This window comes from Pseudoteredinibacter isoporae (assembly GCF_011602085.1).
GTDB lineage: Bacteria > Pseudomonadota > Gammaproteobacteria > Pseudomonadales > Cellvibrionaceae > Pseudoteredinibacter > Pseudoteredinibacter isoporae.
This window is the reverse complement of the sequence record NZ_JAAONY010000005.1, coordinates 136,298-159,965: the sequence shown is the minus strand read 5'-3', so window position 1 is coordinate 159,965 and position 23,668 is coordinate 136,298. Positions and strand designations below refer to the sequence as shown.

The 23,668-nt window shown below is 49.7% G+C and carries 22 protein-coding genes and 1 tRNA gene; 7 read left to right on the top strand and 16 right to left on the bottom strand.

The features are described 5' to 3' along the window. Window positions 1-12: 12 nt before the first annotated feature. Window positions 13-1,458, bottom strand: coding sequence for a replicative DNA helicase (dnaB, locus tag G8768_RS20715; RefSeq protein ID WP_166843602.1), 1,446 nt, complete (start codon window positions 1,456-1,458; stop codon window positions 13-15). Window positions 1,459-1,679: 221 nt separating this feature from the next. Here dnaB and G8768_RS20710 point away from each other — a divergent pair, with 221 nt between their 5' ends. Continuing rightward, the gene (locus G8768_RS20710) at window positions 1,680-3,368 is read left to right on the top strand and encodes an Hsp70 family protein (RefSeq protein WP_166843601.1); all 1,689 of its coding nucleotides are present in this window, start codon (window positions 1,680-1,682) and stop codon (window positions 3,366-3,368) included. Window positions 3,369-3,371: 3 nt separating this feature from the next. Further along, window positions 3,372-4,616 (top strand): RDD family protein, encoded by a 1,245-nt coding sequence (locus G8768_RS21310; RefSeq protein WP_166843600.1) that lies wholly within the window; start codon window positions 3,372-3,374, stop codon window positions 4,614-4,616. A 232-nt stretch (window positions 4,617-4,848) separates the two neighbouring features. Here the strand turns inward: G8768_RS21310 and G8768_RS20700 are convergent, their stop codons facing one another. Then, on the bottom strand, window positions 4,849-6,984 hold the full coding sequence (locus G8768_RS20700) for a winged helix-turn-helix domain-containing protein (RefSeq protein ID WP_166843599.1): 2,136 nt from the start codon (window positions 6,982-6,984) through the stop codon (window positions 4,849-4,851). A gap of 218 nt (window positions 6,985-7,202) precedes the next feature. Here G8768_RS20700 and G8768_RS20695 point away from each other — a divergent pair, with 218 nt between their 5' ends. Further along, on the top strand, window positions 7,203-8,465 hold the full coding sequence (locus G8768_RS20695) for a tetratricopeptide repeat protein (protein ID WP_166843598.1): 1,263 nt from the start codon (window positions 7,203-7,205) through the stop codon (window positions 8,463-8,465). A gap of 114 nt (window positions 8,466-8,579) precedes the next feature. Here the strand turns inward: G8768_RS20695 and rplI are convergent, their stop codons facing one another. Genes rplI through rpsF form a run of 4 tightly spaced genes read right to left on the bottom strand, consistent with a single transcriptional unit; the run spans window position 8,580 to window position 10,620 of the window. Continuing rightward, complete coding sequence (gene rplI, locus G8768_RS20690) at window positions 8,580-9,026, bottom strand: 50S ribosomal protein L9 (RefSeq protein WP_166843597.1); 447 nt, start codon at window positions 9,024-9,026, stop codon at window positions 8,580-8,582. A gap of 39 nt (window positions 9,027-9,065) precedes the next feature. Continuing rightward, window positions 9,066-9,929 (bottom strand): YybS family protein, encoded by an 864-nt coding sequence (locus G8768_RS20685; RefSeq protein WP_166843596.1) that lies wholly within the window; start codon window positions 9,927-9,929, stop codon window positions 9,066-9,068. Window positions 9,930-9,937: 8 nt separating this feature from the next. Continuing rightward, window positions 9,938-10,165 (bottom strand): 30S ribosomal protein S18, encoded by a 228-nt coding sequence (gene rpsR / locus G8768_RS20680; RefSeq protein WP_166843595.1) that lies wholly within the window; start codon window positions 10,163-10,165, stop codon window positions 9,938-9,940. Window positions 10,166-10,176: 11 nt separating this feature from the next. Further along, complete coding sequence (gene rpsF / locus G8768_RS20675; protein ID WP_166843594.1) at window positions 10,177-10,620, bottom strand: 30S ribosomal protein S6; 444 nt, start codon at window positions 10,618-10,620, stop codon at window positions 10,177-10,179. 303 nt (window positions 10,621-10,923) lie between these two features. Between rpsF and G8768_RS20670 the strand changes: the two genes are divergently transcribed. Then, complete coding sequence (locus G8768_RS20670; protein WP_166843593.1) at window positions 10,924-12,315, top strand: serine hydrolase domain-containing protein; 1,392 nt, start codon at window positions 10,924-10,926, stop codon at window positions 12,313-12,315. A gap of 97 nt (window positions 12,316-12,412) precedes the next feature. Here G8768_RS20670 and gcvH read toward each other — a convergent pair whose 3' ends face one another. From gcvH to G8768_RS20640, 6 genes are all read right to left on the bottom strand, one after another. Continuing rightward, a complete protein-coding gene (gene gcvH / locus G8768_RS20665; RefSeq protein WP_166843592.1) occupies window positions 12,413-12,802 on the bottom strand; it encodes a glycine cleavage system protein GcvH in 390 nt (129 codons plus the stop codon). Between the two features lie 35 nt (window positions 12,803-12,837). Further along, window positions 12,838-13,926: a glycine cleavage system aminomethyltransferase GcvT gene (gene gcvT, locus G8768_RS20660; RefSeq protein ID WP_166843591.1), complete on the bottom strand. Its 1,089-nt coding sequence runs from the start codon at window positions 13,924-13,926 to the stop codon at window positions 12,838-12,840. A 204-nt stretch (window positions 13,927-14,130) separates the two neighbouring features. After that, complete coding sequence (locus G8768_RS20655) at window positions 14,131-14,709, bottom strand: PhnA domain-containing protein (RefSeq protein ID WP_166843590.1); 579 nt, start codon at window positions 14,707-14,709, stop codon at window positions 14,131-14,133. A gap of 103 nt (window positions 14,710-14,812) precedes the next feature. Next, window positions 14,813-15,517: a DUF481 domain-containing protein gene (locus tag G8768_RS20650; protein WP_166843589.1), complete on the bottom strand. Its 705-nt coding sequence runs from the start codon at window positions 15,515-15,517 to the stop codon at window positions 14,813-14,815. 219 nt (window positions 15,518-15,736) lie between these two features. Next, window positions 15,737-17,449 (bottom strand): ABC transporter permease, encoded by a 1,713-nt coding sequence (locus tag G8768_RS20645; RefSeq protein ID WP_166843588.1) that lies wholly within the window; start codon window positions 17,447-17,449, stop codon window positions 15,737-15,739. Between the two features lie 71 nt (window positions 17,450-17,520). Beyond that, the gene (locus G8768_RS20640; RefSeq protein WP_243749646.1) at window positions 17,521-18,600 is read right to left on the bottom strand and encodes an extracellular solute-binding protein; all 1,080 of its coding nucleotides are present in this window, start codon (window positions 18,598-18,600) and stop codon (window positions 17,521-17,523) included. Between the two features lie 135 nt (window positions 18,601-18,735). Between G8768_RS20640 and mutY the strand changes: the two genes are divergently transcribed. The 3 genes from mutY to G8768_RS20625 all read left to right on the top strand — a co-directional run bounded on the left by mutY (window position 18,736) and on the right by G8768_RS20625 (window position 20,355). Continuing rightward, window positions 18,736-19,812, top strand: a complete 1,077-nt coding sequence (gene mutY / locus G8768_RS20635) for an A/G-specific adenine glycosylase (RefSeq protein WP_166843587.1) — start codon at window positions 18,736-18,738, stop codon at window positions 19,810-19,812. A gap of 71 nt (window positions 19,813-19,883) precedes the next feature. Continuing rightward, a complete protein-coding gene (locus G8768_RS20630) occupies window positions 19,884-20,156 on the top strand; it encodes an oxidative damage protection protein (protein ID WP_166843586.1) in 273 nt (90 codons plus the stop codon). 123 nt (window positions 20,157-20,279) lie between these two features. Next, window positions 20,280-20,355, top strand: a tRNA-Phe gene (locus tag G8768_RS20625). Between the two features lie 92 nt (window positions 20,356-20,447). Here G8768_RS20625 and G8768_RS20620 read toward each other — a convergent pair. The 4 genes from G8768_RS20620 to G8768_RS20605 all read right to left on the bottom strand — a co-directional run bounded on the left by G8768_RS20620 (window position 20,448) and on the right by G8768_RS20605 (window position 23,652). Then, window positions 20,448-20,948, bottom strand: coding sequence for a hypothetical protein (locus G8768_RS20620; protein WP_166843585.1), 501 nt, complete (start codon window positions 20,946-20,948; stop codon window positions 20,448-20,450). A gap of 4 nt (window positions 20,949-20,952) precedes the next feature. After that, window positions 20,953-21,318 carry a hypothetical protein gene (locus tag G8768_RS20615; protein ID WP_166843584.1) on the bottom strand — a complete coding sequence of 122 codons (366 nt, stop codon included), beginning with the start codon at window positions 21,316-21,318 and terminating at the stop codon, window positions 20,953-20,955. A gap of 83 nt (window positions 21,319-21,401) precedes the next feature. Further along, window positions 21,402-22,376: a phage integrase gene (locus tag G8768_RS20610; RefSeq protein ID WP_166843583.1), complete on the bottom strand. Its 975-nt coding sequence runs from the start codon at window positions 22,374-22,376 to the stop codon at window positions 21,402-21,404. Between the two features lies 1 nt (window position 22,377). Next, window positions 22,378-23,652: a hypothetical protein gene (locus G8768_RS20605; RefSeq protein ID WP_166843582.1), complete on the bottom strand. Its 1,275-nt coding sequence runs from the start codon at window positions 23,650-23,652 to the stop codon at window positions 22,378-22,380. Window positions 23,653-23,668 lie beyond the last annotated feature (16 nt).

The following is a 23,668-nucleotide window of genomic DNA, read 5'->3' as shown; positions in this document are numbered from 1 at the left end:
CTCTGTTTAACACTAAAATCCCGGGTCCTGCTGCTGGTAATAATCAGGAGCCAGATTCTCAAAGCGCGTAAACTTACCCACAAAGGCGGCCTTCGAAGTCCCCACCTCACCGTTACGCTGCTTACCCACGATCAATTCGGCAATACCTTTATCGGGGCTATCTTCGTTGTAATATTCGTCGCGGTAAATAAACAGGATCACATCCGCATCCTGCTCGATCGCACCGGATTCACGCAGATCCGAGTTCATCGGGCGCTTATTCGGCCGTTGTTCTACACCACGGTTAAGCTGCGACAAGGCAATTACCGGGCAACTGAATTCTTTTGCAATGGCCTTCAAGGAGCGGGAAATTTCTGAAATTTCCTGGGTTCGGCCTTCCGTACTGCCAGGCACCTGCATCAACTGCAGATAGTCGATCATGATCATGCCCGGAATACTTTGGGCTTCAGCATCCTCGATGCTCATATTGGGGTTGTCCGCCAGCAATCGGTTTTGGTGTGTACGAGCCACCTTGCGGGCACGCGCCCTGACCTCCTGGGGGCTCAAACCGGGCGTATCATCAATATACAGCGGACGACCTTTAATTTTCGCCACTGCCGCAGATAACTTGGGCCAATCCTCTTCTGTGAGCTGACCATTACGAATCTTGCCCTGATCGATTCGCCCGATGGATGACAACATACGCATCATCAAGGCATCGGCAGGCATTTCCATACTGTAAACCAGACTCGGTCGCTCCTGGGTCATGATCGAGGCCTCAACAAAGTTGAGCGCCAGTGCCGTTTTACCCATAGAGGGGCGCGCGGCCAAAACAATCATCTCACCCGGCTGCCAACCCGACGTACGCTGATCCAACTCGTCGATACCGGTCGATAAACCGGTAATATCACTATCCGAACGAAACAGGGTATCGATTTTCTCAACAGTGACTTTCAACAGATCGTTAGCGCCGACAAATCCACCTTCTTTAGGGCGTTCTTCGGCAATCTGGGCAACCTTGCGCTCAGCCAGCTGCAACAGGTCATCGGAATCCATTCCCGCTGGGGCCATACTGCTGCGGGAAATTTCACCCGCCGCTGAAATCAGCTGCCGGAGAGTAGAGCGCTCTCGCACAATTTGGGCATAAGCCGCGACGTTCGCGGCACTGGCGGTCTGATCCACCAGTTCGGTCAGGAAGTGCAGGCCACCACAACGCTCCAGCTCATCATAACGGTCAAGCTCTTCGGCCACCGTGATGATGTCCAGAGGCTTCTCCGCCGAAATCAGCTCGGACATGCGCTGGTACACCAAACGATGCACCTCACTATAGAAATCCTTCTCGCCCAGCGCTTCGGCGACGGCGTCAAACTTCAAGCTGTCCAGCATCAGGCCGCCAAGTACGGCGCGCTCTGATTCCAGAGAATGAGGCATTTCTACCGAAGCTTCATTTTCGGATGCGTTGGAATAGCTTTCTGACATGAATATTGGCCCAAATGGCGACTGTAATGACTGGGGAAACAGCCCGACAGTTTATTAAAAAGCGACGGCCCTTACCAGCAGCGTCAAAATCAGTCGAGAGTACAATTTTCAAGCAGATCGGCATCACCTACCCTCAGCAAGCGGATCAGGACACTGATTTTTCAATAAAAGCTGGGTTATGATTCGGCACCTAAAACCAAAAGGAATGAAAAGGAAGCTTTATGGCACTCTTAGGGATTGATTTGGGAACCACAAACAGTGCATGCGCGGTCTGGACGGAAGACGGACCGAAGCTGATCCCCAATCGCCTGGGGGCATACCTGACCCCCTCCGTTGTACATATTGATAAATCTCACCTCAGCGTTGGCGAAGTGGCAAAAGCTCAGCTCTATAACCGCCCCAAATCCACCATCGCGAATTTCAAACGCTACATGGGCACTCAGCAGCGAGCCAAACTGGAAAACAAACAACTTGCTCCGGCCGAATTGTCCGCCCTTATCTTGCGCAGTTTGAAGGAAGACGCCGAAGTATTCACCGGTGAGAGCATTGATGAAGTGATTATCAGCGTTCCCGCCTACTTTAATGACAGCCAACGCCTGGCAACCAAACAGGCGGGCGAACTCGCGGGTCTGAAGGTAAAGCGCCTGATCAATGAGCCCACCGCAGCCGCCCTCGCTTTCGGTTTGCATGAAAAACCAGAAGGCCATTTCTTGATTCTGGATCTCGGCGGCGGCACCTTCGACGTGACCCTAATCGAATACTTCGATGGCATCATGGAAGTCCACGCTTCGGCAGGAGACAACCACCTGGGCGGTGAAGATTTTCTCCAGGCGCTGGTGAAAAAAGCGCTCTGGCAACATGAACTCACGCCGGAAAACGTCGATGCAAGCGAACTGGAAAAAATCAGGCAGCTGTTCGAGGCCGCGAAACGTCAAACCGGCCCCAACTTCAGCCAAAGCCTGGAGCTTGAAATCAACAGCAAGACTTATCAGATTGATTACAACCTGGATTGGTTTAACAGCGCATGCTCACATTTACTGTTGCGCGCGCAACGTCCGATCCGCCAGGCTCTGAATGATGCAGGCCTGCACCCCGACAAGCTTGATGAAGTGATTTTGGTCGGAGGTTCCAGCCGGCTGCACCCTTTCAAATCCATGGTGACAAAATTACTGGGACGCCTGCCCTCCAGCCAAATCGATCCCGATACCGCCATTGCGCTCGGCACCGCAGTGCAGGCGGGTCTTGTTGCAAAAGACAAGGCACTGGATGACTTTGTACTGACCGATGTTTCTCCGTACACCCTGGGCATCGACATTATCAATGAAGACGCTCCAAACAAGGGGAGTTACTTTCTCCCCATCATTGAGCGCAATACGACCATTCCAACAAGCCGCGTAAAAACCATTTACACCGCTCACGACCAACAACGTGAAATTGAAGTGAATATTTTTCAGGGGGAAAACCCTTATGTCAGAAATAATGTTCACATTGGCAAGCTCAATGCTCCTGTCCCTCCAGCTCCCGCAGGCAAAGAAGCGATTGACGTGCGCCTCACCCACGACAGTAGCGGCATTATTGAGGCCGACGTCCACGTTCACAGCAGCGGTAAAAAAGTTTCCGTGGTAATCGAGCAATCCGCCAATCACCTGTCTGAATCTGAAGTTCAAAAAGTCATCAGTAAGATTCAATCTCTGAAATTCCATCCTCGTGACACTGAAGCCAACCGAGAGCTGCAAGCTCGCGCGGAGATGGCATTCAGTTCCGCTCTCGGCGAAGCCCGCGACCACATCAAGGAATATATCGGGCAATTCCAGGCTGCTCTGGAATCCCAGAACGAACGCAACATTCAGGCTGCGAGAGAGAATCTTGAAAAAGTGCTGAAACACTTCGAAGAACAGGAGTGGACCTAAGCCGTGGATATTTTTGATTTACCATCGGGGCACAGCGAACGGGATATAAAAAGAGCTTACGCGAAAGCGCTCAAAAAGATCGATGTTGATGAAAATCCCGATGAGTTTCAACAACTCTATAACGCGTATCAACAGGCGTTGTATGATCTGGAAGAACAGGAGGAAAACCCGACTCCTGATGATCACCCGTCAAATTGCGCGGCCTCAGAATCTGAGCCCGCAAGCTTGCAAGCAGATGTGCAACTTGCTGAAGCAAGCCAGAATGGCAACGATACCGTAGACAGTTTTGAGCAAGCTCAGGAATCCCTCTGGCAATCAGACGAGAGCGATAACAACAATGAACAATGGCAGGAGGCCGAATCACAAAGAGAGCCTGAAAAAGCCGAGAGCACAGTTCCTGAGGGCGAGCCATTAAGCGAAGAACAACAAGCCATTGCACAACATTACCAACAGCAACTGGAGCGACTTGATCAGCAGCTGGAACGGCTACTCGCTACCCCCAAGGAATGCAAAAAACTTCACTCCTGGCTGTTTCTTAATGAATTTCCGGAACTCACTGACTATGAGTTTTGGATTGAAGCGAGCCGCTTGGTTTACCATCGAATTGCCGACTCACAATCCCCCGAATACAAAGGCAAACACCCGAATATAACCCGAGAAGTACTGGATTTTCTGGATTCCATTTTCAATTGGTTTGAATATCTGCAAGATCCCGAGGAGCCTGCGTATAACCATCACCAGACTTTGTACAATCGAGTTCAAAGCCTACATATTTCTGTCGACCTGGATGCCCTCCTGGACAGCTCAAGCTCCTCCGAGACCACAAGCAGTTTTACTCAAAGGTTCTTTGCGACATTCATCGACTGCATACTGCTTTCTTTGTTTTTTATCTTATGTTCCTGGGCATTCAAAGAGAGTATTCCAAATACTTTGTTTACTGCTGAAGTGATGTCACTCCTAGCCTTTCTCTATTATTTAACAGCCGTTACCAGCCCACTTCAAGGAACTATCGGGCACTGGGTGGCAAGCTCTAAAGTTGTGACATCTCATGGGGAACCACCATCAGTTTTTGATGCATTGAGACGCGGCTCAGGATTTATAGTTCTACTTGTTTGCATTGCACTTCCTTATCAGCAAGGAGTAGAGCTCTCCGGCGGAAAACTAGCGCAGGCTATTATTGTTGTCCCAATGGTTGCTCTATATGCGTGGACCCATTTTAATAACACTCTATTAGTTTCAAAAAAATAATTGCTCGACCCGACTAGCAAACATAAAAAAACCGCAAGCTCCTTTCGGCGCTTGCGGTTTTTTTATGTTACTTGAGCGTGAGCGTCTTATTCAGGCACTACGTTCAAGGTAACAGCTACGGTTACTTCAGACTTGACAACTTCTACGCCAGCCTTTCCGATCCTAAAAACCCAGCTCCACCAAGAGATTAAGCCTCCCCCTAATAATAACTTGCGCCCCTTTTCAACATGATTCACATCTGTGGCGACAACTCAACTATTTCCTTCCGAGCAGATATAGCCTGAGCTGCGAGCAAGTACCCCTCTTTTACATCCATTAGCCACCAAACATTTTCATCAACCGCTGCAATCATTTCGATTTGTTGAGCTTCGAGATCGAAACGCCACAACTGTGCATCATGACTGATGCCATAAAGGCTCCCGTCGCCTGATAAGACAGGATTACCCCCCAACATATTGAAGGGAACATTGATTGCACGCCTTTCATCCTTCGAAAGATGCCATAGCCGATTGGCAACATCCATCATCAAAAATCCCCCTTTATATTGACGCGCAAATTTCACATCAACATCCGTTATTCGAGATATTTCTCTTGTCTCAGCATCAATCGTCAACAATTGATTAGAGGATTTCTCGCCGGCCAAAGCCAACAGCTGATTTTCAGATGCCCACTGAAATAGGTTCCTTATAGGCTTATTCAGCACAAACGGGGTTTCATTTCCGTTCAAATCAACAAGAACTATCGTATCTCGGATCCCTACAGCAATGTGCTGCCCATCTGGTGACCACTCCAGGCCTCGAATGGAAGACGACTGATTAAAGCGACTGAGTTGCCGGCTTTCTCCCTTATGGTAAATCCATAGCTGCTCGCTTCCCGAGCGCTGGGAAACAAACGCAATTCGCTCACCATTAGGCTGAAACCTTGCATGGGATTCTTTACGGATAGAGCGCGATATACTTGGGAATGGCAAGTGAACCTCATTGAATCCAACTTCGGTCCGATCATCTTGCAAACTGCCCGTTCGTGAAGCGAGTGCCGCCAATTCAATTTCCGCAATATCAATGTCTACAACACCACTTGTAGCAACAATTTTCTGTTCAATCGGATGGAAACGTGGAGCTGACAGCGCTAAATCGTAAGGAGTTTCTATTTTTCGTAGCTCACCTCCTAACGACATTTGGTGCAGACCATTTTCCAGATTAGTGATCAGAAATTCACCATTGGGGTGAAAGCTAGCACTGTAAGACTGAAAACGTGAGTGAGACTCCAATGGCGTGATTCGACTTCTTTCAAGTAGCTGCCCCTGACCATCGAGTAGTTCAACAAAATGGCTTTGACTCCGGCCTTTCGTGATTACCGCAAATCGGTTTAACTTATTGGAGTAGGTGAAATCATAAAGCCTTCCTTGCTTTGGACGATAGAATTCTTTTAGCTGGGTTGTTCGAACATCGTACACCATCAACCTAAGCTGGCCTTGCTCATCACTGGGGGCTTTCTCTTCTTTCAATAACAGAATGTTACCGTTATTCGCCCATACAGGCGTATCGATCAAATGAGTGTCACAATCGAGCCTTTGAACAGGCTCAAGAGGCCCTCGCAAAGCCTGGGCAAAGTCCAGAGTATACAAGCGCCAACAGCTTGCCTCTTGACCTGACTGCTGCTGGCAACCTTCTCGCTTGATGAATGCAAGTTGATTCCCATCGGTCGACCAGCTGTAGTTCGCGTATATTCCCGAGGTTCGAGTTAGGCGATATTCCTGATGAGTTTTCAGATCCTTTGCCCAGAGGTGATTCTCACACGCCCCCAGATAACGATGAAATACCAGATAACGCCCATCGGGAGAGTAATCCGGAAAATACTCCTTTTCGTCGCTTGTCGTCAGCATTTTACTCTGTCGAAAATTGAGCGAAGGCTCACCTGGAGCCAAACCATAAACAAGCCAAATCAACAGCATGGCAGCAGCTAAAGCCATAGCAGGATAATAGAATCGTCCAGAGGACACAGACTTGAATGGTGACTTACCATCAAACTCAATTTCGGAAGGGATACTATCCTCCCAATTTACCGAAGCCTCAAGGCTATAACCGAGCTTTGAATGGGTTTTGATAACTTGCTGGGTTCGACTGTTGTCTTTGAGTACTTTGCGTAGCTGCGCAATACACCGTTGCAGGGTGTTAGGGCTGACTGTTGCACCTCGCCACACTTCATCCATTAACTGATCGTGACTAACCACTTCACCCTGATGGAGAGCTAGCACCTTGAGTACGGAAATCACTTTTGGCTGGAGGGGGAATGCCCCATCGTCTCGATTGATCGTATTGCGACTTAAATCGACTTGAATTCCATTTATCCAAAAACATTTTTGCATAGTGAACAAAAATCAACCGTTAGCTTGGCTTTGTTATTGTTAGGCTCTAAATATTACCTCAAAACCTCGCTTTATCCTGCCATTTAGCGCCTTTAATGCAAAAAATCAGCTTTTAATCAGCTTTAACTCAAGTATTTATTACGCCACATGCTTATCTTCGATCCACTCCCAGGCCATCGACAGTGCCCGGTTTCAGAATCATTGCAAAGGCTATTTATATGTACTTTAGAAATACGTGTTTTAGATTATTCCTAATATTGATTTTCAGCTGTTTTTTCCAACCGGCGATTGCAGCTGCACCAACATTTGAAAAGCTGAAGGATAAAAGCGACATTCAGCATATCAAAATCAATGACGAGATATCTCTAGACATCTATAGCCCTCAAGGCCCTAAGTCGAAAACCTTTCCTGTTTTATATGTTATGGATGGCCAGCGTTACTTTTACCACGCTCTCGCCTATCAAAAAGCCTTGCGCGATGGCGCCGATATCAGCCCCGAGTATATTGTTGTCGGCATCAATACTTCGAATGTGCGCAATGGCCGGAGGGACTTTTTTCATAACAGAGCCGGCTCTACCATTGATCTGATTCGCAGTACAATCGTTCCATATATTGACCGCAGCTATCCAAGCAGCGAGAGTCGAGCCTACTTCGGGTGGCAGTTCGCAGCGATATTAGGCTTAGAGCTATTTAATTCCGACCCACTGTTATTTGAAGCCTACTTCCTGGCGAGCGGGCAACACTACAGCCAGGATCAGCTCATAAAGCTTGAGAAGCACCTAAAAGAGTCACAAGCAGTCAAGCATCATTTTTATCTGTCGCTAGGCAAAACGGAAGAGCATACGCTTCAAGGCCATAGATCTATGGTAGAGATTTTCAACCGGTACAAATCCAAAGGGATACAGTGGAAATTCAGTTATTTTGATCGATTTTCGATTCGCTACGACCATCATACAACACCGCTGGAAAGTCTGACCCACGGCCTGGAATGGTACTTTTCGGACTATCCCGATCTCACATTTTATTCGGTCGAAGACATTGAAAAATTTGGCGGAGCTGCAGCCGTTAAAGCCTACTATGCAAATCGCGCACAACGTTACTCAGTTAGTAATGAAGTCGGCAAACAAGCAAAGTTCAGCATGTTTCGCCATGCCGCCCAAGAGAACAATTATCGCTTGTTTTCAAGCCTTGAAAAAGAAATGGGGCCGTTTGAAGCCACTGGTTGGTATGGCCTTTTTGCTCAGTTCTTCCATAAAAACAAGCAGTACCAACGTGCAGCTAAATTGTATAAATCCGGCTTAACTGATCGACCAGAGGACCACCGCTATTGGGCAGGCCTGGCCGAAACCTATGAATCTCAAAAGCAATTCGAAGAGGCCCTGAAGTATTATCGCGGCGCACTCAGGCGGATACCATCCGACCACGCCAGCTATAAAAAATATCAGCAGGCCATAGTCAGGCTGGAGAAACTGTCAAACTAAATGTCCAGGCCAGATGCTATCCGTAGACCGCGTCAGCAACATTCTAACAGACACAAAAAACCGCAAGCCCCATTCGGCGCTTGCGGTTTTTCGTGTTACTTGAGCGTCAGTGTCTTATTCAGGCACTACGTTCAGGGTAACAGCTACGGTTACTTCAGCGTGCAGCTGAATATCAATTTGATATTCGCCAACTTCACGTAGAACACCTTCTGGCAATTTAACTTCAGACTTGGCAACTTCTACGCCAGCCTGGCTGATTGCGTCAGCGATGTCACGAGTACCGATAGAACCGAACAGTTTACCTTCGTCACCAGCGTTGGCTTCGATGGTTACAGACAAATCGTTCAGCTTCTCACCGCGAGTTTCAGCGGCCGCTTTCTTTTCAGCAGCAGCGGCTTCCAACTCAGCGCGACGCGCTTCAAAGTCAGCAATGTTAGCTTTGGTAGCAGGTACAGCTTTACCTTGTGGTACCAGGTAGTTACGACCGAAACCAGCTTTCACTTCAACGCGATCGCCGATACCGCCCAGCTTACCTACTTTCTCGAGCAGAATAACTTCCATCTCGTTAACCCTCTTTTGTTAGGTGGGCCTGTCTGCAGCCTAGCTGCTTTGGGACAGACGCCCACGAAAATCAATCCACGAATCCAGAACCGCCAGTAGCGTTAATACCAGTGCCACAGGGCTTGCAAACAACAGTGCCAAATACATCAGCACCAGCCATTGCACCCCCATTTGCCGCTGTTTTACTACAAAGTGCACAATGGCAATACCTTGTAGCAACAAAGGAAACCCAAACAAGCTTGCCCAGATCGCGTAATCGCTACCCTGGCTAAAGCAGTACAAGGCGGCAACGAAGCTGATAATGACACTGCTTCGATTAAGCCTTAGCTGACGGAACTCCTCACCAAACCCACCAGGGTTGTACAACATGGATTGCCACCAGCGCGCCAGAATCAAACTGGCAATACTGCTTAGAGCTAATACATAGGCGATCAAGCCTAACGCAAATCTCTCTCCCGGCACTGGCAACTGAGCTTGCGGCTCACCTTCAGGTGCCTGGGCTTGTATTTCCTTAAACAGATCTCCCAAGACTTCCACCAGGCTCTCAACCGGAGCCGGAACCACTTGCCCTAACAGCAAGCTGGCGGCGGAACTCAGAGCCACCATCGCCATTATGGCGGCGGCCCAGGAGATACTGCGGCGCAATATTAGCGCAACACCAAACACCAGAAGCAAACTCAGCATGGTCACCAGAGACATCAAAGGCCCCAGATCACTTGCAAAGAGTGCCAGCAGTGCCGGCAACATCGCCACCAACAGTATTACAGTACCGTCGCTGGCGCCCCGACGCAGAGTAACCAAAGCTACCGTTGCCGGGCTAATCAGTGGAAACCAGCTCCCAATCAGGGCGGCCACTGACGCCTGCAAACGTCCTCGCATTATAAATTCAGCAAGGGCGCGCACAGGGCTTCTTATTCGTGACTGTCGGTGTAAGGCAGCAGAGCCAGGTAGCGAGCGCGCTTGATAGCGGTAGCCAGCTGACGCTGATACTTAGCCTTGGTACCAGTAATACGGCTTGGGACAATTTTGCCAGTCTCAGAGACGTAGGCTTTCAAAGTGTCCAAGTCTTTGTAGTCGATCTGCTTAACGCCTTCGGCGCTGAAACGGCAGAACTTACGACGACGGAAAAAACGTGCCATGATCAGTCTCCTTATTCTTCGCTAGCCGCTTCTTCGCTAGCAGCTTTTTCAGCAGCTGGCGCTTCAGCAGGGGCTTCTTGTTGGGCTGGACGCTCTTCGCGACGATCACCACGTGGCTTACGCTCACGTTGCTCTTTGTCAGCCTTAGCGATTGGAGATTCCTCAGTAACCGCTTCATCAGCGCGGATTACCAGGTTACGCAGTACCGCATCGTTGTAGCGGAAGTTGGTGGTCAGCTCTTCCAATGCACTTTCACCACACTCAACGTTCATCAGAACGTAGTGAGCTTTGTGGATCTTGTTGATGGAGTAAGCCAACTGGCGACGGCCCCAGTCTTCCATGCGATGCACTTTACCACCATCGGCTTCGATGGTAGCAGTGTAACGCTCGACCATGCCGGGCACCTGCTCGCTCTGATCTGGATGTACCAGAAATACAATTTCGTAATGACGCATATGTGCTCCTTACGGGTTAAGCCTTCCGCCGGCGATGCCGCGGTAAGGCAAGGAGAGGCCATATTGCTTTGTTCCGGATTCCCGAAACCCCTGGCCAAAAATAAGGGGCGCGCATTATATGCTTAGGCTGTATAAAGATCAAACATCTTTGTGTGAAGCCCAGCTCCAAGGCTTGTTCTATAAGACTCAAGTGATACCATCAGCCCTCCATAAATGCTGAACCCTAGTGCTTTGAACGTTCAATCTGAACCCAAAACCGAAGCTCTGACACCAAGATCAAACAACTCCGAAAAGGATTCGACCATGCCAATCTCCGGGCGTAGCTTAACGCGAACGATCTGCCTTGCATTGATCGCCTTCATCATTGCCTTCTTTTGGGCCAACCCCAAAGCCTATAGCTATCTGCGCTATGGCCCCACCGTAATCAATGGCCTGGGCGCCAAATTGCTGTGCTCAGGCGTGTTTGTGGCAGGTCGGGATGCGGAAGAAGTGTTCACGCAGGATGTACTGACCTCCCATGCCCTGGCCCACTACAGCAGCTTCGACGTTAACCGGCAGACAGAAGAGGCCGAAGTCAGCAGCTTTGGACTGTTCAGCCAGAAAGCCAAATACAACCCCGACTTTGGCTGCAGCCTCTATCACCACGAAGCACCCACATTCAACGCGCCGACGATCACCGAGCAGGTGGGCTTCCAATGGCCAGAGGATACCCCTTCGGAAGACATTCAAAACATTCTCGACAGCATCATTAAAGAGAACGAGCAAAAACCCCACATCGACACCCGAGCACTGCTGGTTGCTCATCAGGGTAAAATCATCGCCGAAGCGTATGCTCCTGGATATCAACAGGACAGCCAGTTCCTGTCCTGGTCCATGGCCAAGAGTGTAACCTCAAGCCTTGTGGGCATCTGGCTGGAAGAGCATGGTCAGAATATCGACCAGGCACCCGGCTTTGCGGAATGGCAAAACGACGATCGCAAAAATATTCATCTGCGTCATCTATTAAACATGGCCAGCGGCCTCGCCTTCGACGAAAGCTATGAGCCTGGCGATAACGCCACTCGCATGCTGTTCTTTGAAGATAATATGGCGCGCTACGCTCGCACCGCCGCAGCGGAAGTGGAAGCGGCTCCAGGCGATAAATTTGTGTACTCATCAGGCACCACCAATATTTTATCTGGCTGGTTATTCGACAAACTTGGCGGCAGCGAAAACTATTATCGCTTTGCCCAGGAAAAACTGTTTCTTCCCAGCGGCATTCAAAGTGCGGTTTTTGAGCCCGATGCCAGCGGCAGCTTTGTTGGCAGCTCGTACCTTTATATGACCGCCCGCGAGTGGGCGAAGTTTGGCCAACTGTATTTGCAGCGTGGAAAGCTGAATGGTCAACAGATTATTCCCGAGCACTGGGTCGATTTCGCCAAAGCCCCCATCGATGCAGCGCCCAAAGGCGAATATGGCGGTCAGTTCTGGTTGAACGCTGGCGCCAAAGACGATCGCAGCAAGCGCATGTTCAAAGATCTGCCTACCGATCTGTATCTGGCCTCGGGCCACAACGGTCAGTACGTAGTGATCATTCCATCACGAGAGCTGGTGATGGTTCGGCTGGGTTGGTCAAATGGCGAACGCTTCGACCTGAATGGGCACTTTGCCAATATTCTTTCGGCTTTAGACAAGAACGAGATTGCCGCAAAATAAATGCCATATAGACCAAAAAAATAAATAGATACAAAAAAGCCGAGCATCATAGCTCGGCTTTTTTGTCGTTCAGCTGTGTAGCTCAGCGAAATGCTGATTAAGCGTCTTCGCAAGCTTCGCGGTAAGCATCAGCATCCAGAGCGGCATCCAGCTCGGAAACATCGCTTGGCTTAACCTTGAAGAACCAGCCGTCGTCATAAGGAGAACTGTTTACCGTCTCAGGCTCATCTTCCAGAGCTTCGTTTACGGCAACAACTTCACCGGTAATTGGCGAGTAAATATCAGAAGCGGCCTTTACAGACTCAACCACACCGGCTTCTTCACCAGCATTTACCTGAGAACCCACCTCTGGCACTTCAACGTAAACCACATCGCCAAGGCTATCTTGTGCATGATCGGAAATACCAACTGTTACTGTGCCATCAGCCTCTACGCGGGCCCACTCATGGCTCGACAGATACTTAATTTCATTGCGCACTTCACTCATGGACTAACCCTCTGCTATTTCTATCTTTAGATTAATTAAAAAACTTGCTTACCGTTACGGACGAAGCTCGGCTTAATTACCTTAACTTCGACTTGCTTGTTTCTCATTTCAACCAAACAAGTCTCACCAATTTCTTTGGGCACTCGCGCCATGGCAATAGAATAGCCCAAAGTTGGAGAGAATGTCCCGCTGGTAATTTCACCCGCGGCTTCCACACCCGGCACAATCACTTTTTGATGGGCGCGCAAAACACCTTTTTGCTCCATCACCAACCCTACCAGCTTCTCTTTAACGCCTTCAGCCTTTGCGGCCTCAAGTGCTTTACGGCCAATAAAGTCGCGATCTTCAGGTGCCCAGGCAATCGTCCAGGACATATTGGCCGCCATTGGCAATACGTTTTCATCCATATCGCTGCCGTACAAATTCATACCCGCTTCCAGGCGCAGCGTATCGCGAGCACCCAGGCCGCAAGGTGCAACGCCTGCCGCTACCAGGTCTTTCCAGAACTGCACAATCGCCGCTTCCGGGACCATAATTTCCAGGCCGTCCTCACCGGTGTAACCGGTACGAGCCAGGAACCAGCCATCCACTTCCAGCCCTTGAAATACTGACAGGGAATTGACCACCTCGGCTTTGTTGCCACCCAGAACCTGAGCAACTTTTGCAATGGCTTCCGGCCCCTGAACCGCCAGCATGGACAGCTCCGGGCGCTCGCTCAACTCCACCTCAAAAGCCTTGGCCTGCTCGGCCATCCAGGCGAGATCTTTCTCGCGAGTCGCACAGTTCACAACGGTGCGGTACCAGCCGTCCATGTTGTAAACGATCAGGTCATCAATCACACCACCTTGCTCGTTCAACATACCGGTGTACATCGCTTTGCCGGTCACACTGCTGATCTTCTCAACATCATTGGCCAGCAGGTAGCGCAGGAAATCTTTAGCACCCGCACCTTTCACATCAACAATGGTCATGTGGGATACATCAAACATGCCCGCTTCACGGCGAACCTTGTGATGCTCTTCAACCTGGGAGCCGTAATTGATTGGCATATCCCAGCCACCAAAATCCACCATTTTGCCGCCAGCGGCTTCGTGCTCGGCGAACAATGCCGTCTTATTACCCATTCCACTACCTATTTAGTTGATTCCCAGCCCGGGGAGGTAAAACACGCTACGCACCACGGCAAACCCGGCTTTCGGCAAGTTTCCCATTACGCACATTGTGTTTCCAATAATAGAAATCGGGCATTGTACTGGTATTCACCGCAAAGGCAATCACCGCCCCAAAGCACACCCGAGGGCAGGTTCTCACAGAGCCAGAAACCCCGCCTAGCTCTTTTTCACATACTGACACAGAATCACGATTTGCTGGCCATTCACCCGGCCTTCAATTTGATCGGCGTTATCCGCAACCAGAGAAATTCCCCTCACAGCCGTGCCACGTTTGGCGGTAAAACCCGCGCCTTTAACATTGAGATCCTTGATCAGCACCACATTATCGCCAGCGGCCAGCTGGGCACCGTTGCTGTCGCGATGAATGACCTGATCTTCTTCGCTCAGCCCCTCGCCGGTCGCCTGAGCCCAAACCAGATCATCGCCTTCGAGATACATCATATCCAGCAAATCCTGGGGCCAGCCTTCAGCACGTAAACGGGTCAGCATGCGCCAGGCGACAATTTGCACCGGCAGATTGGGGTTCCACATGCTGTCATTCAAACAGCGCCAGTGATTTGGATCGGTTGCCTCAGGATTATCGAGCTGGGCACGACACGTTGCACATGCCAGCAAGCTGTCATCAACGGTGGTTTGAGATTTGGGGGGAACAGGGTAGATATCCAGATCGCTCGTTGCCGAGCACAGCTCGCACTTGTTATCAGCGCGCTGCTGCAGGGATTGTAAGGTGCTCATAAAGGGACTCCAGTAGAATGGCGCGCATTCTACTGGAAGCCAGGCCCTCACGCACGAGCATGAAACAGGCCTGGCCGGAACTTCAACACTCGCGGTATCGCACTTAGAAGTTGTAGTTCAATGAAACCGTGGTGTAGCGATCGGTTTTTTCGGTACCCGGGGATACATCAGTGTTGTGCTTGGCCAGATAGGCCACTTTCAGCGCCAGCTGCTCGGTCATGGCCACCTTCAGGGCCACTTCACCTTCAACATAGGTGTTCTCGTCACCGGCTTCTGTCAGCAGATAGCTTTCAAATTTGGTGGTGTCCGTGATCTGCTGCTTAAAGGTCAATTTGCCCAGAATAATCGCTTCATCTTCTTTCTTCTGAGTGTCACGACGCTCACTGCTGCGGAAACCGGCACCGATCTCGCCATCCAGAATGGTCTCTTCTGTGTTGATGAAATGATAACCCACACCAGCTGCAATTGAAGATTGGTATTCAAAGGCACTAAAGCGATCGTCCTGATAACGGTAGTTACCAAAACCGTATACATCGGCATTGAATTCGTAGCGGCTGTTAAAGTTAAAGCTGTACGCCTCGGCACTGGTTTTGTCATCTGTCGATGCCGTATTCGCAGTAAATTCAGCTTTGTGCGTCCAATCGTTCTGTACATAGGCAATCAGCAATTTAACCGCCAGCGCTTCACTTTCAGAGTTGCCCGCCACGCTGTTATAGCCAAGGTCGCCTTCACCTTTCCATTCACCGGCGAAGCTTAAACTGGAAGCCAACAAAGTGGCGGCGAAAAGAGTTTTGTTTAGTTTCAACATAATGTCCTGCTTGTATCACGTAAAAGAAAAAGGATTGAAAATCGAACAAAAACGAAAAGTTCTTAAAGGCCCTGCAAACAACGGCTGCAAGTAAAGCCTACAAAATACGATTAGTCGAGGGCGCAGAAGATACCTTCAAAGGCTGAACTAGAAATGAACCTCCCAAACGAGGTTCAAAAATCAGGAATTAGTAAGAGGCGAAAAAATTTTTGGGGGCATTTATCGACGCGAACGACGGATCATCAACACCACAGGCCCCAAACTTAAGAGCACCAGGGTCAAAGCCGGTAAGGCAGCGCGTTCCCACTCACCCTCTGAGGTCATTTCATAAACGCGCACTGCAAGGGTATCCCAACCAAAGGGGCGCAATAATAAGGTGGCTGGCATTTCTTTCATCACATCCACCAGCACCAGTAGCAGAGCCGATAAAATTCCGGGAGACAGCATGGGCAAATATACCCGCCACAAAACCTGCCATTTATTCGCACCAAGACTTTGGGCAGCCTCCTGAAAGCTTGGCTTCAAACGCTCGAAAGACGACTGAATCGGCCCCAGCCCTACAGTAAAAAAGCGCACGCAATAGGACAACACCAGAGCGAACACACTGCCCACCAGAATCTGCTGGGGCGGTAAATCCAGAAGCGCCCGCAGGGGAGCAATCAACCAGGCATCGAGCTTGGCGAATGACAACATAATCCCCACCGCCAGCACCGTGCCCGGCAACGCATAGCCCAGGTTAGCCGCCCGCATGGAAAAACCCTGAGCGGCAATTTTACCCAGTTGGCGCTGACCAAAAGCCACCAGAATGGCCAAGCCCACCGTCAACAAGGCGGCCATCAGTCCCAACATAAAGGTGTGAGTAATGAGATCCAGATAACGCTGATCCAACTCACCCAAACGGGTCTCCACCACCCATGCCAACAACTGCCCAACGGGTACCACAAAGGCCAACACAAAAATCAAAGCGCAGTAAGCCGTCGCCAGATAAGCTCTCGCGCCTTTTAACTTGAACCGCTCACGTTCCTGGGCAGGCACTTCAAACAGGCGACCGCCACCACGGGCTTTTTGCTCAGCAAACAGCGCCAGGGCCACAAAAAGCAAGAGTACCGAAGCGAGCTGCGCTGCCGCCGGCAAATTGAAAAAGCCAAACCAGGATTTGTAAATCGCGGTGGTAAAGGTGTCGTAATTAAAAACCGCAACCGCACCAAAGTCCGCCAGAGTTTCCATCAGCGCCAGCGCGGCACCTGCGGCAATTGCCGGACGCGCCATCGGCAAAGCCACATGCCAGAATGCCTGCAAAGGCGTGCGACCCAACATACGAGCAGCATCCACCAAACCACGCCCCTGACTCATAAAAGCACTGCGGCTCAGCATATACACATAGGGATACAACACCGCACTGAGAACCAGACTCACCCCACCTGCACTGCGAATGGAGGGCAAGCGAAAATCACTGCCCAGCCAATCCCTCAAAGCGGTTTGCACCGGCCCGCTAAAATCAAACAAGCCCAGCGCCACAAACGCCACCACATAAGTTGGAATAGCCAACGGCAGCATCAAGCCCCAGTCCAGCCAGCGCCGCCCGGGAAATTCACAAACCGATACCAACCAGGCCAGGCTCACTCCCAGAAAAATCGAAACAGCACCAACACCCAGGCACAACTTGAGCGTGTTGCTTAGCAGCGTTCCTAACTGGGTTTGAATAAGGTGGGCCCAAATCTCGCTTTGATCACTGCTCCAGCTGAGCACGATCACCAAAATCGGCATCAATACAATGCCCGCCGCGAACCAGGCAGGCAGCCGCCAAAACTGACGTCGCCACGTTGCTCGCTTAACGCTCACAAGCGCAGACTCTTTGTTTGAAGGCGGCTGATTAAATTGATCATTGGATGATTGATCTGGGGAGGACTGGGGCACGGCAATTTCACTCATGCCCCATTCTAGCGGGTTTCAAGCAGCGACAATAGCCGCAGCTTGTTTTTGCCAGAAATAAAGAAGGTGAATTAACGGTAACCGGCACGGTCCATCAATTTCACCGCATCGGCTTGCAGCTTACCGGCCGCCTCAACATTCACCAGATCCGCTTTGAACTCACCCCAGGCTTGCACTTCTGCCGAAGGCTTAACCAAGGCATTAACCGGATACTCATGATTCAATTCCGCAAACTGACCCTGAGCCTTATCACTGGCCAACCACTCCAACAGCTTTTGAGCTTCCTCAGGCTGCTTGGCGTGCTTGGTGATACCAGCACCGGAAATGTTTACGTGCACACCACGGCCTTCCTGATTGGGCCAGAACAGCGCCAGGGCAACGTCCGGTTTTTTCTTCTTTAAGCGACCGAAGTAATAGGTGTTCACAATGGTGGCATCACACTGACCTGCAGCAACAGCCTCCATCGCCTTGGTGTCATTCGAGAACGGCTCAGTCGCCAGATTCGCCACCCAGCCTTCTACGATTTCTTCGGTTTTCTCTTCACCCAGAGTTTGAATCATGGTCGCAACCAAAGACTGGTTATAAACCTTTTTGGAGGTACGCAGACACAGACGGCCCTTCCACTCTTCGTTGGCCAGCGCTTCATAGGTGCTCAGATCTTCCGGCTTTACTCGCTCGGTAGAATAAACAATCGTGCGGGCACGAATAGACAAACCAAACCAATCGTTATTTTCAGCCTGCAAATGAGAAGGCACGGAGGCTTCCAGCGATTCGGAACTCAGCGATGCAAACAAGCCTTTATTGCTCGCCTGCCACAGGTTGCCAGCATCAACGGTCATAAACATATCGGCCGGTGTGGATTCCCCTTCCGCAGACAGACGCGCCATCAACGGGCCAGCTTTATCGGTAACGTAACGAACGTCAACGCCAGTCTCGGCGGTGTACTTGTCGAACAAAGGCTTAATCAAATGCTCTTTACGTGAAGAGTACACAGTAACTACCGGCGCCTCAGCAACAGCCGCAGGCGCGGCTTCTTCAGCTTTGGCCACAGCAGCCTGTTCGCCTTCATTTTTCTGACTGCAACCAGCAACAGCAACGGCCATCAAAGCCAATGACGGAGCCCATTTTGCCTTCATATCGAATGCCTTCATGTTAGCCTCATAGTAAGGGGATTAAAGTTGCGGCAAATGATAAAGATTACTATTCAGCAATGCAATGAGGACAATCAAGTGACGAGACAGGTACACTAGCAAACACGATAAACAACTGATTAGACTGATGATTTTATGTCCAAATTAATGGACCCCAAACTCTTCGCCAAACTGGTGCTCGCCTGGTACGACGAACACGGCCGCAAAGAGCTCCCCTGGCAGCAAAATATCAACCCATACCGAGTGTGGCTTTCTGAAATCATGCTGCAACAAACCCAGGTTGCCACCGTGATTCCCTACTTCGAAACCTTCACCCAAAAATTTCCCGATGTGCAAAGCCTCGCCAAGGCCGACATAGACGAAGTACTGCACTTATGGACCGGGCTCGGCTACTACGCCCGAGCCCGCAACCTCCATAAATGTGCCCAGACGGTTTGCGAGCAACACCAGGGGGAATTCCCTGGCACCGTAGAAGAACTGGAGCAACTGCCCGGCATCGGCCGCTCTACCGCAGGCGCGATTTCCTCCATCGCCTTCGGCAGGCCAGCTGCCATTTTAGACGGCAACGTAAAACGCGTACTCGCAAGACTGCATGCCGTCGACGGATGGCCCGGCAACAGCAAAGTGCAGCAAAAACTCTGGGAAATTGCAGAGCACTACACCCCAACAAAACGCAATCCGGAATACACCCAGGTAATGATGGATTTGGGCGCAACCGTCTGCAAACGCAGCAAGCCAATCTGTACCGCCTGCCCCCTGGAAGACAGCTGCCAGGCACATGGCCAGGGCAACCCGCAAGATTACCCCGGCAAAAAACCCAAAAAAGAAAAACCCGTACGCAGCTGCCAAATGTTAATGCTGCAAAACCCGGCCGGTGAAATCCTCCTGCAACAACGCCCAAGCCAGGGCATATGGGGCGGCCTGTGGTGCCTGCCCGAACTGGAAAGCGAAGCCGATATCAGCCAGCACTGCATCGAACACAGGTTTAGCAAAAACGCGCCCGCCATGGAACGCTGGGACAGCTACCGCCACACCTTCAGCCACTATCATCTGGATATCACCCCGGTACTGGTTCAAGTAAACCCCGGCAACCACATTGGCGAAGCCAAACAACAATGGGTAAACCCAGCTTCCCCCGGCGAACTCGGCCTGGCGGCCCCAGTGGTGAAACTGCTGCAAAATGTCGCCGAGCTGCAACAGAAGCTTTTATAAGCCAACGCCAATATGGGCAAACGCTAACAAGGGAGGTAAAATCCACCTCCCTTAAATAGAAGGATATCGCCATGAGCCGTATGGTTTTCTGCCGCAAACATAAAAAAGAACTGGAAGGCCTGGACCAGCCCCCCTACCCCGGCCCCAAAGGCCAGGACTTATACGAGAACATCTCCAAGCAAGCCTGGCAGGAGTGGATGCAACACCAAACCATGCTGATCAATGAAAAGCGCCTGAACATGATGGACATGACCGCCCGCAGCTACCTGATGGAGCAAATGGACAAGTTCTTCAGCGGCGAAGAAGTGGACGATATCGAAGGCTATGTCCCCCCTTCAGAATAAGCCCCAAACGCACAAAATTTAGGCAAAAAAGCCAACAAAAAGAAAGGCTTGAATAAACCCTTGACTCCAAGCCAATGAACAGGTTTAATACGCGCCTCTTTACGGGAGCAACCCGTAATATTTGCCCGGATAGCTCAGTCGGTAGAGCAGGGGATTGAAAATCCCCGTGTCGGTGGTTCGATTCCGCCTCCGGGCACCATACACAACTGCTGTGAAATCAGCGCCTTAATAAGCCAGACATTTGTTCTGGCTTTTTTGTGTCCGTAAAAAACGTACATCCAAAGAACACCCCTACTCAGAAGCAGGCTCTTGAACGGTGTTCGCCCCCAAAGCCGCCAACCTTTCCTCAACTCTACCCATTCTGTTAAAGAGATCCCTCAAATCCTCGACATCGGCATCCGCCATAGCCCTTAGACGAGTCAATTCTTGTTGGCTTAGAGCCCTTAATTCTTCCAGTGACCGTTGCTGCGAACGTATATCATCTTTTGATCTAGCAATAAGATCAGCTTGCTCAGTCGAAAGCTCAGCTACAGCTTCAACTACACCTTCCAATTCTTGAATCGATGCTTCAACCATTTCCACCTTCTTCTCCGCCTGGGTCGTAACTACCCAGAGAAAAAGCAAAGAAAAAATCACCACCAATGAACTCAATATAGTTTCATATTTAAAGGTTCTAGGCTTGGATTCTTCGATCAATAACGCCAGATCCTCACGAGAGAGATCGATTGATTTACCGGCCGCTTCTTTAGATACTTGAGCCTTACTTTGTTGAGAAGATTCTTTCACATCCATTAATTTATCTCGCCTCGTCACCACCATTGACAAACAAAACCTCTTGCAAATTGATGCAAGATATCCCTCTTAAAACTGCCAGTTTCTCTTCTTTACTAGCTGCCAAAGACATTTGTAGAGGAAGAAACGCAGCTTGCCCGACACAAACATTAATCAACTTCAACTCCCTAGAAGTGAACCCCATAATTAAGACAACTGTCCCACCAGGGGCAAGTAGTTGTAAATCAACGCCATGCTTATAAAAATGAAATAGAATATAAAGAATAAGAGGAATGCAGAGCAGCAAAGGTATTGCAACTATTAGAAATCGATATGGCCTAGTTCTCCTTATGTAGTCCTCAACCGCTTTAGCTACAATCTCACCATCCACTGGCCACCTCAAGGCAATTACTAGCAATCAATAGAAGCAGATTACACCACCAGCAAACAAGACCAAATAGATTTAAACGACAACTAGTAAAAACCTTTCAATGGACCGAGCTCTACAGCAGAACGCAGATGATCAGGGCTTAGATGTGAATATCTCATGGTCATAGTTACTGTCGCATGACCGAGTATACGCTGTAGCGTTAAAACATCACCGCCGTTCATAATGAAGTGGCTTGCAAACGTATGCCTTAGAACGTGTGACATTTGCCCTGCAGGAAGCGTGATCTTAGCTCGCGCTATTGCTGATCTAAATGCAGATAAACAATTAGCAAAGATTCTTTCCGCGCCAAATCTTCTGCGAGACATCAACGCTTTAAACAACTTCTCGTCAATGGGAACAGTTCTGTTCTTTTTTGTTTTCGTTTTTACGAATCGGATACTGTTATTCTTAAGTTGTGCGAATGTCATCTTTTCGACTTCGGACCATCTTGCCCCAGTGGCCAGACAAACCAATACAACCCAGAACAAAGATTCATTAGAACTTTTCCTACAGGAGACCAAGAGGCGTTTGATTTGATAGATTGTCAAAAACGATAATTCTTTTTCGTCGAGGGGTAGTGGCGCGACTCCTTTAAGCGGGTTGATACTAAGGTAATCCGCCTGCATCAATTTATTGAACAGTGCCTTCATATGCATTAGATCGTGGTTACATGTATTGGGAGAGATACCTGAATCTAGTCTCAACTTTCGATAATTCAGATAATGCCCAGATCTAACCTGAGAAGCCCTTAAATCACCAATCACATCAATAATACGAAGCAGCTTTCTTTTTCTTGGCTCTCCATCCCTCAGATTAGCCCCGAAATATTGAAACCAAACATCGACACATACGGATAGCTTTGCATTGTCCAACTGCAATCGCCTTTGCCCCATTAGCATTTGCTCTACCCGCTTTCCTTCCGCGCGAGTTTTACAGATTCTTCTAAGATGTGGACCCTTTGCACCTTGCGGGCGACAGGAAACTAACCAACGACCATCTTTTTGTTTGGTGACTGCCATACTAAGCTGCTACTCCGTTTATCCGATGCTCTAAGAGCCGTTTTTCTACAAACTCAGTGAGATACATATAAAGCTCGGTAAGTCCATCAAAGGTATGACAACCAAAGTAACTGGCCAACTCTTCATTGAGCCCGGAGTTCATAATGTATTGCACAGTGGTTTCAACGCTGATTCCTCGCCTTGCCATGAGCTTTACTAAGTTTCCCAGCCAGAACGCGACATTGCGTTTAGAGCTGACGCTAGGTGCCTTGGCTTCGCGCTTGTACATCCAATCAATTGCCGGTGGATAAATAGAAATGTCTTCCAGGAGCAACTGCCAGACTGGGTGGATGTAACTGGTCGAGTGCTGGTACCGAAAGTTATTCATGGCGTACCGCCATAGGTTAGTCAGGTGGGGGATGAGGTCGTTTAGGTCACGTATTTCTAAGCGTTCACCATCCGGGCCTTTAGAGCCATTGCAGAATTGCCGTATCACAGAGTGGTGGAAGCGCATTTCAAGACGTTTTACCTTGTCCCCGGGCTGATACTCAGAGACAAAACAATCCTCCACAGACGGCGTGCTAGCCCACTGCTTTTCCCAGAACCCGATCTTGTCGCTTTTGTTCGCCTCTTCCGTTTTATCGTATAAGCAAAACTGCAGCGATGCCGCACTACCAAAGGTAAAAGTCTGGCCATTGCCGTACACTGCAGATATGTCGTTAAGGTTCCATTGCGCCTCTGAAATCGAATTAAACTTAAACTGGCGCTTGGCTTTGCAGGTAAGTTTTTGCTCAAAGTCTTGTGGGACTTCAAGCCCTTTCAGGTCGACAGCAATATGGACAGCCACAGCCTCTGGCACCACCTGTATAGCGAACAGACGTCCCACTTTGACCATTTCCTCACACAACGTTTGCGGATCGCTGACAAGCAGCTTTTGCGGCGTGACTTCGATCTTCATATGGGAGGCCGACTCATCGACCTCAGCAAAGAAGCTTTTGAGCAGGACCACAAAGCCGTAATCAAGGTTTTTCAGGATGTATTGGTATCCGCTGGACTTCGAAGAACGTGTCACCATCCAGTCAATGCCACCCAGGTTAATAAAGGGGCGAGCCCTCGCTGACTTCATATCTTCAAGCTGATCAATGATGTACCGCTTGGGAATGCAGTTGTACAACTGCTTAATGGTATCAATACCGGAGTGCAGAACCCGAACATTCGACAGGTCGTAAGACTCCGAGCCGGACTTATTCATAAAGGTGTTGTTATCGCGGTGCCAAGTTTTATTTTCGTTTCTCATTCAAGTTACCTTCAAC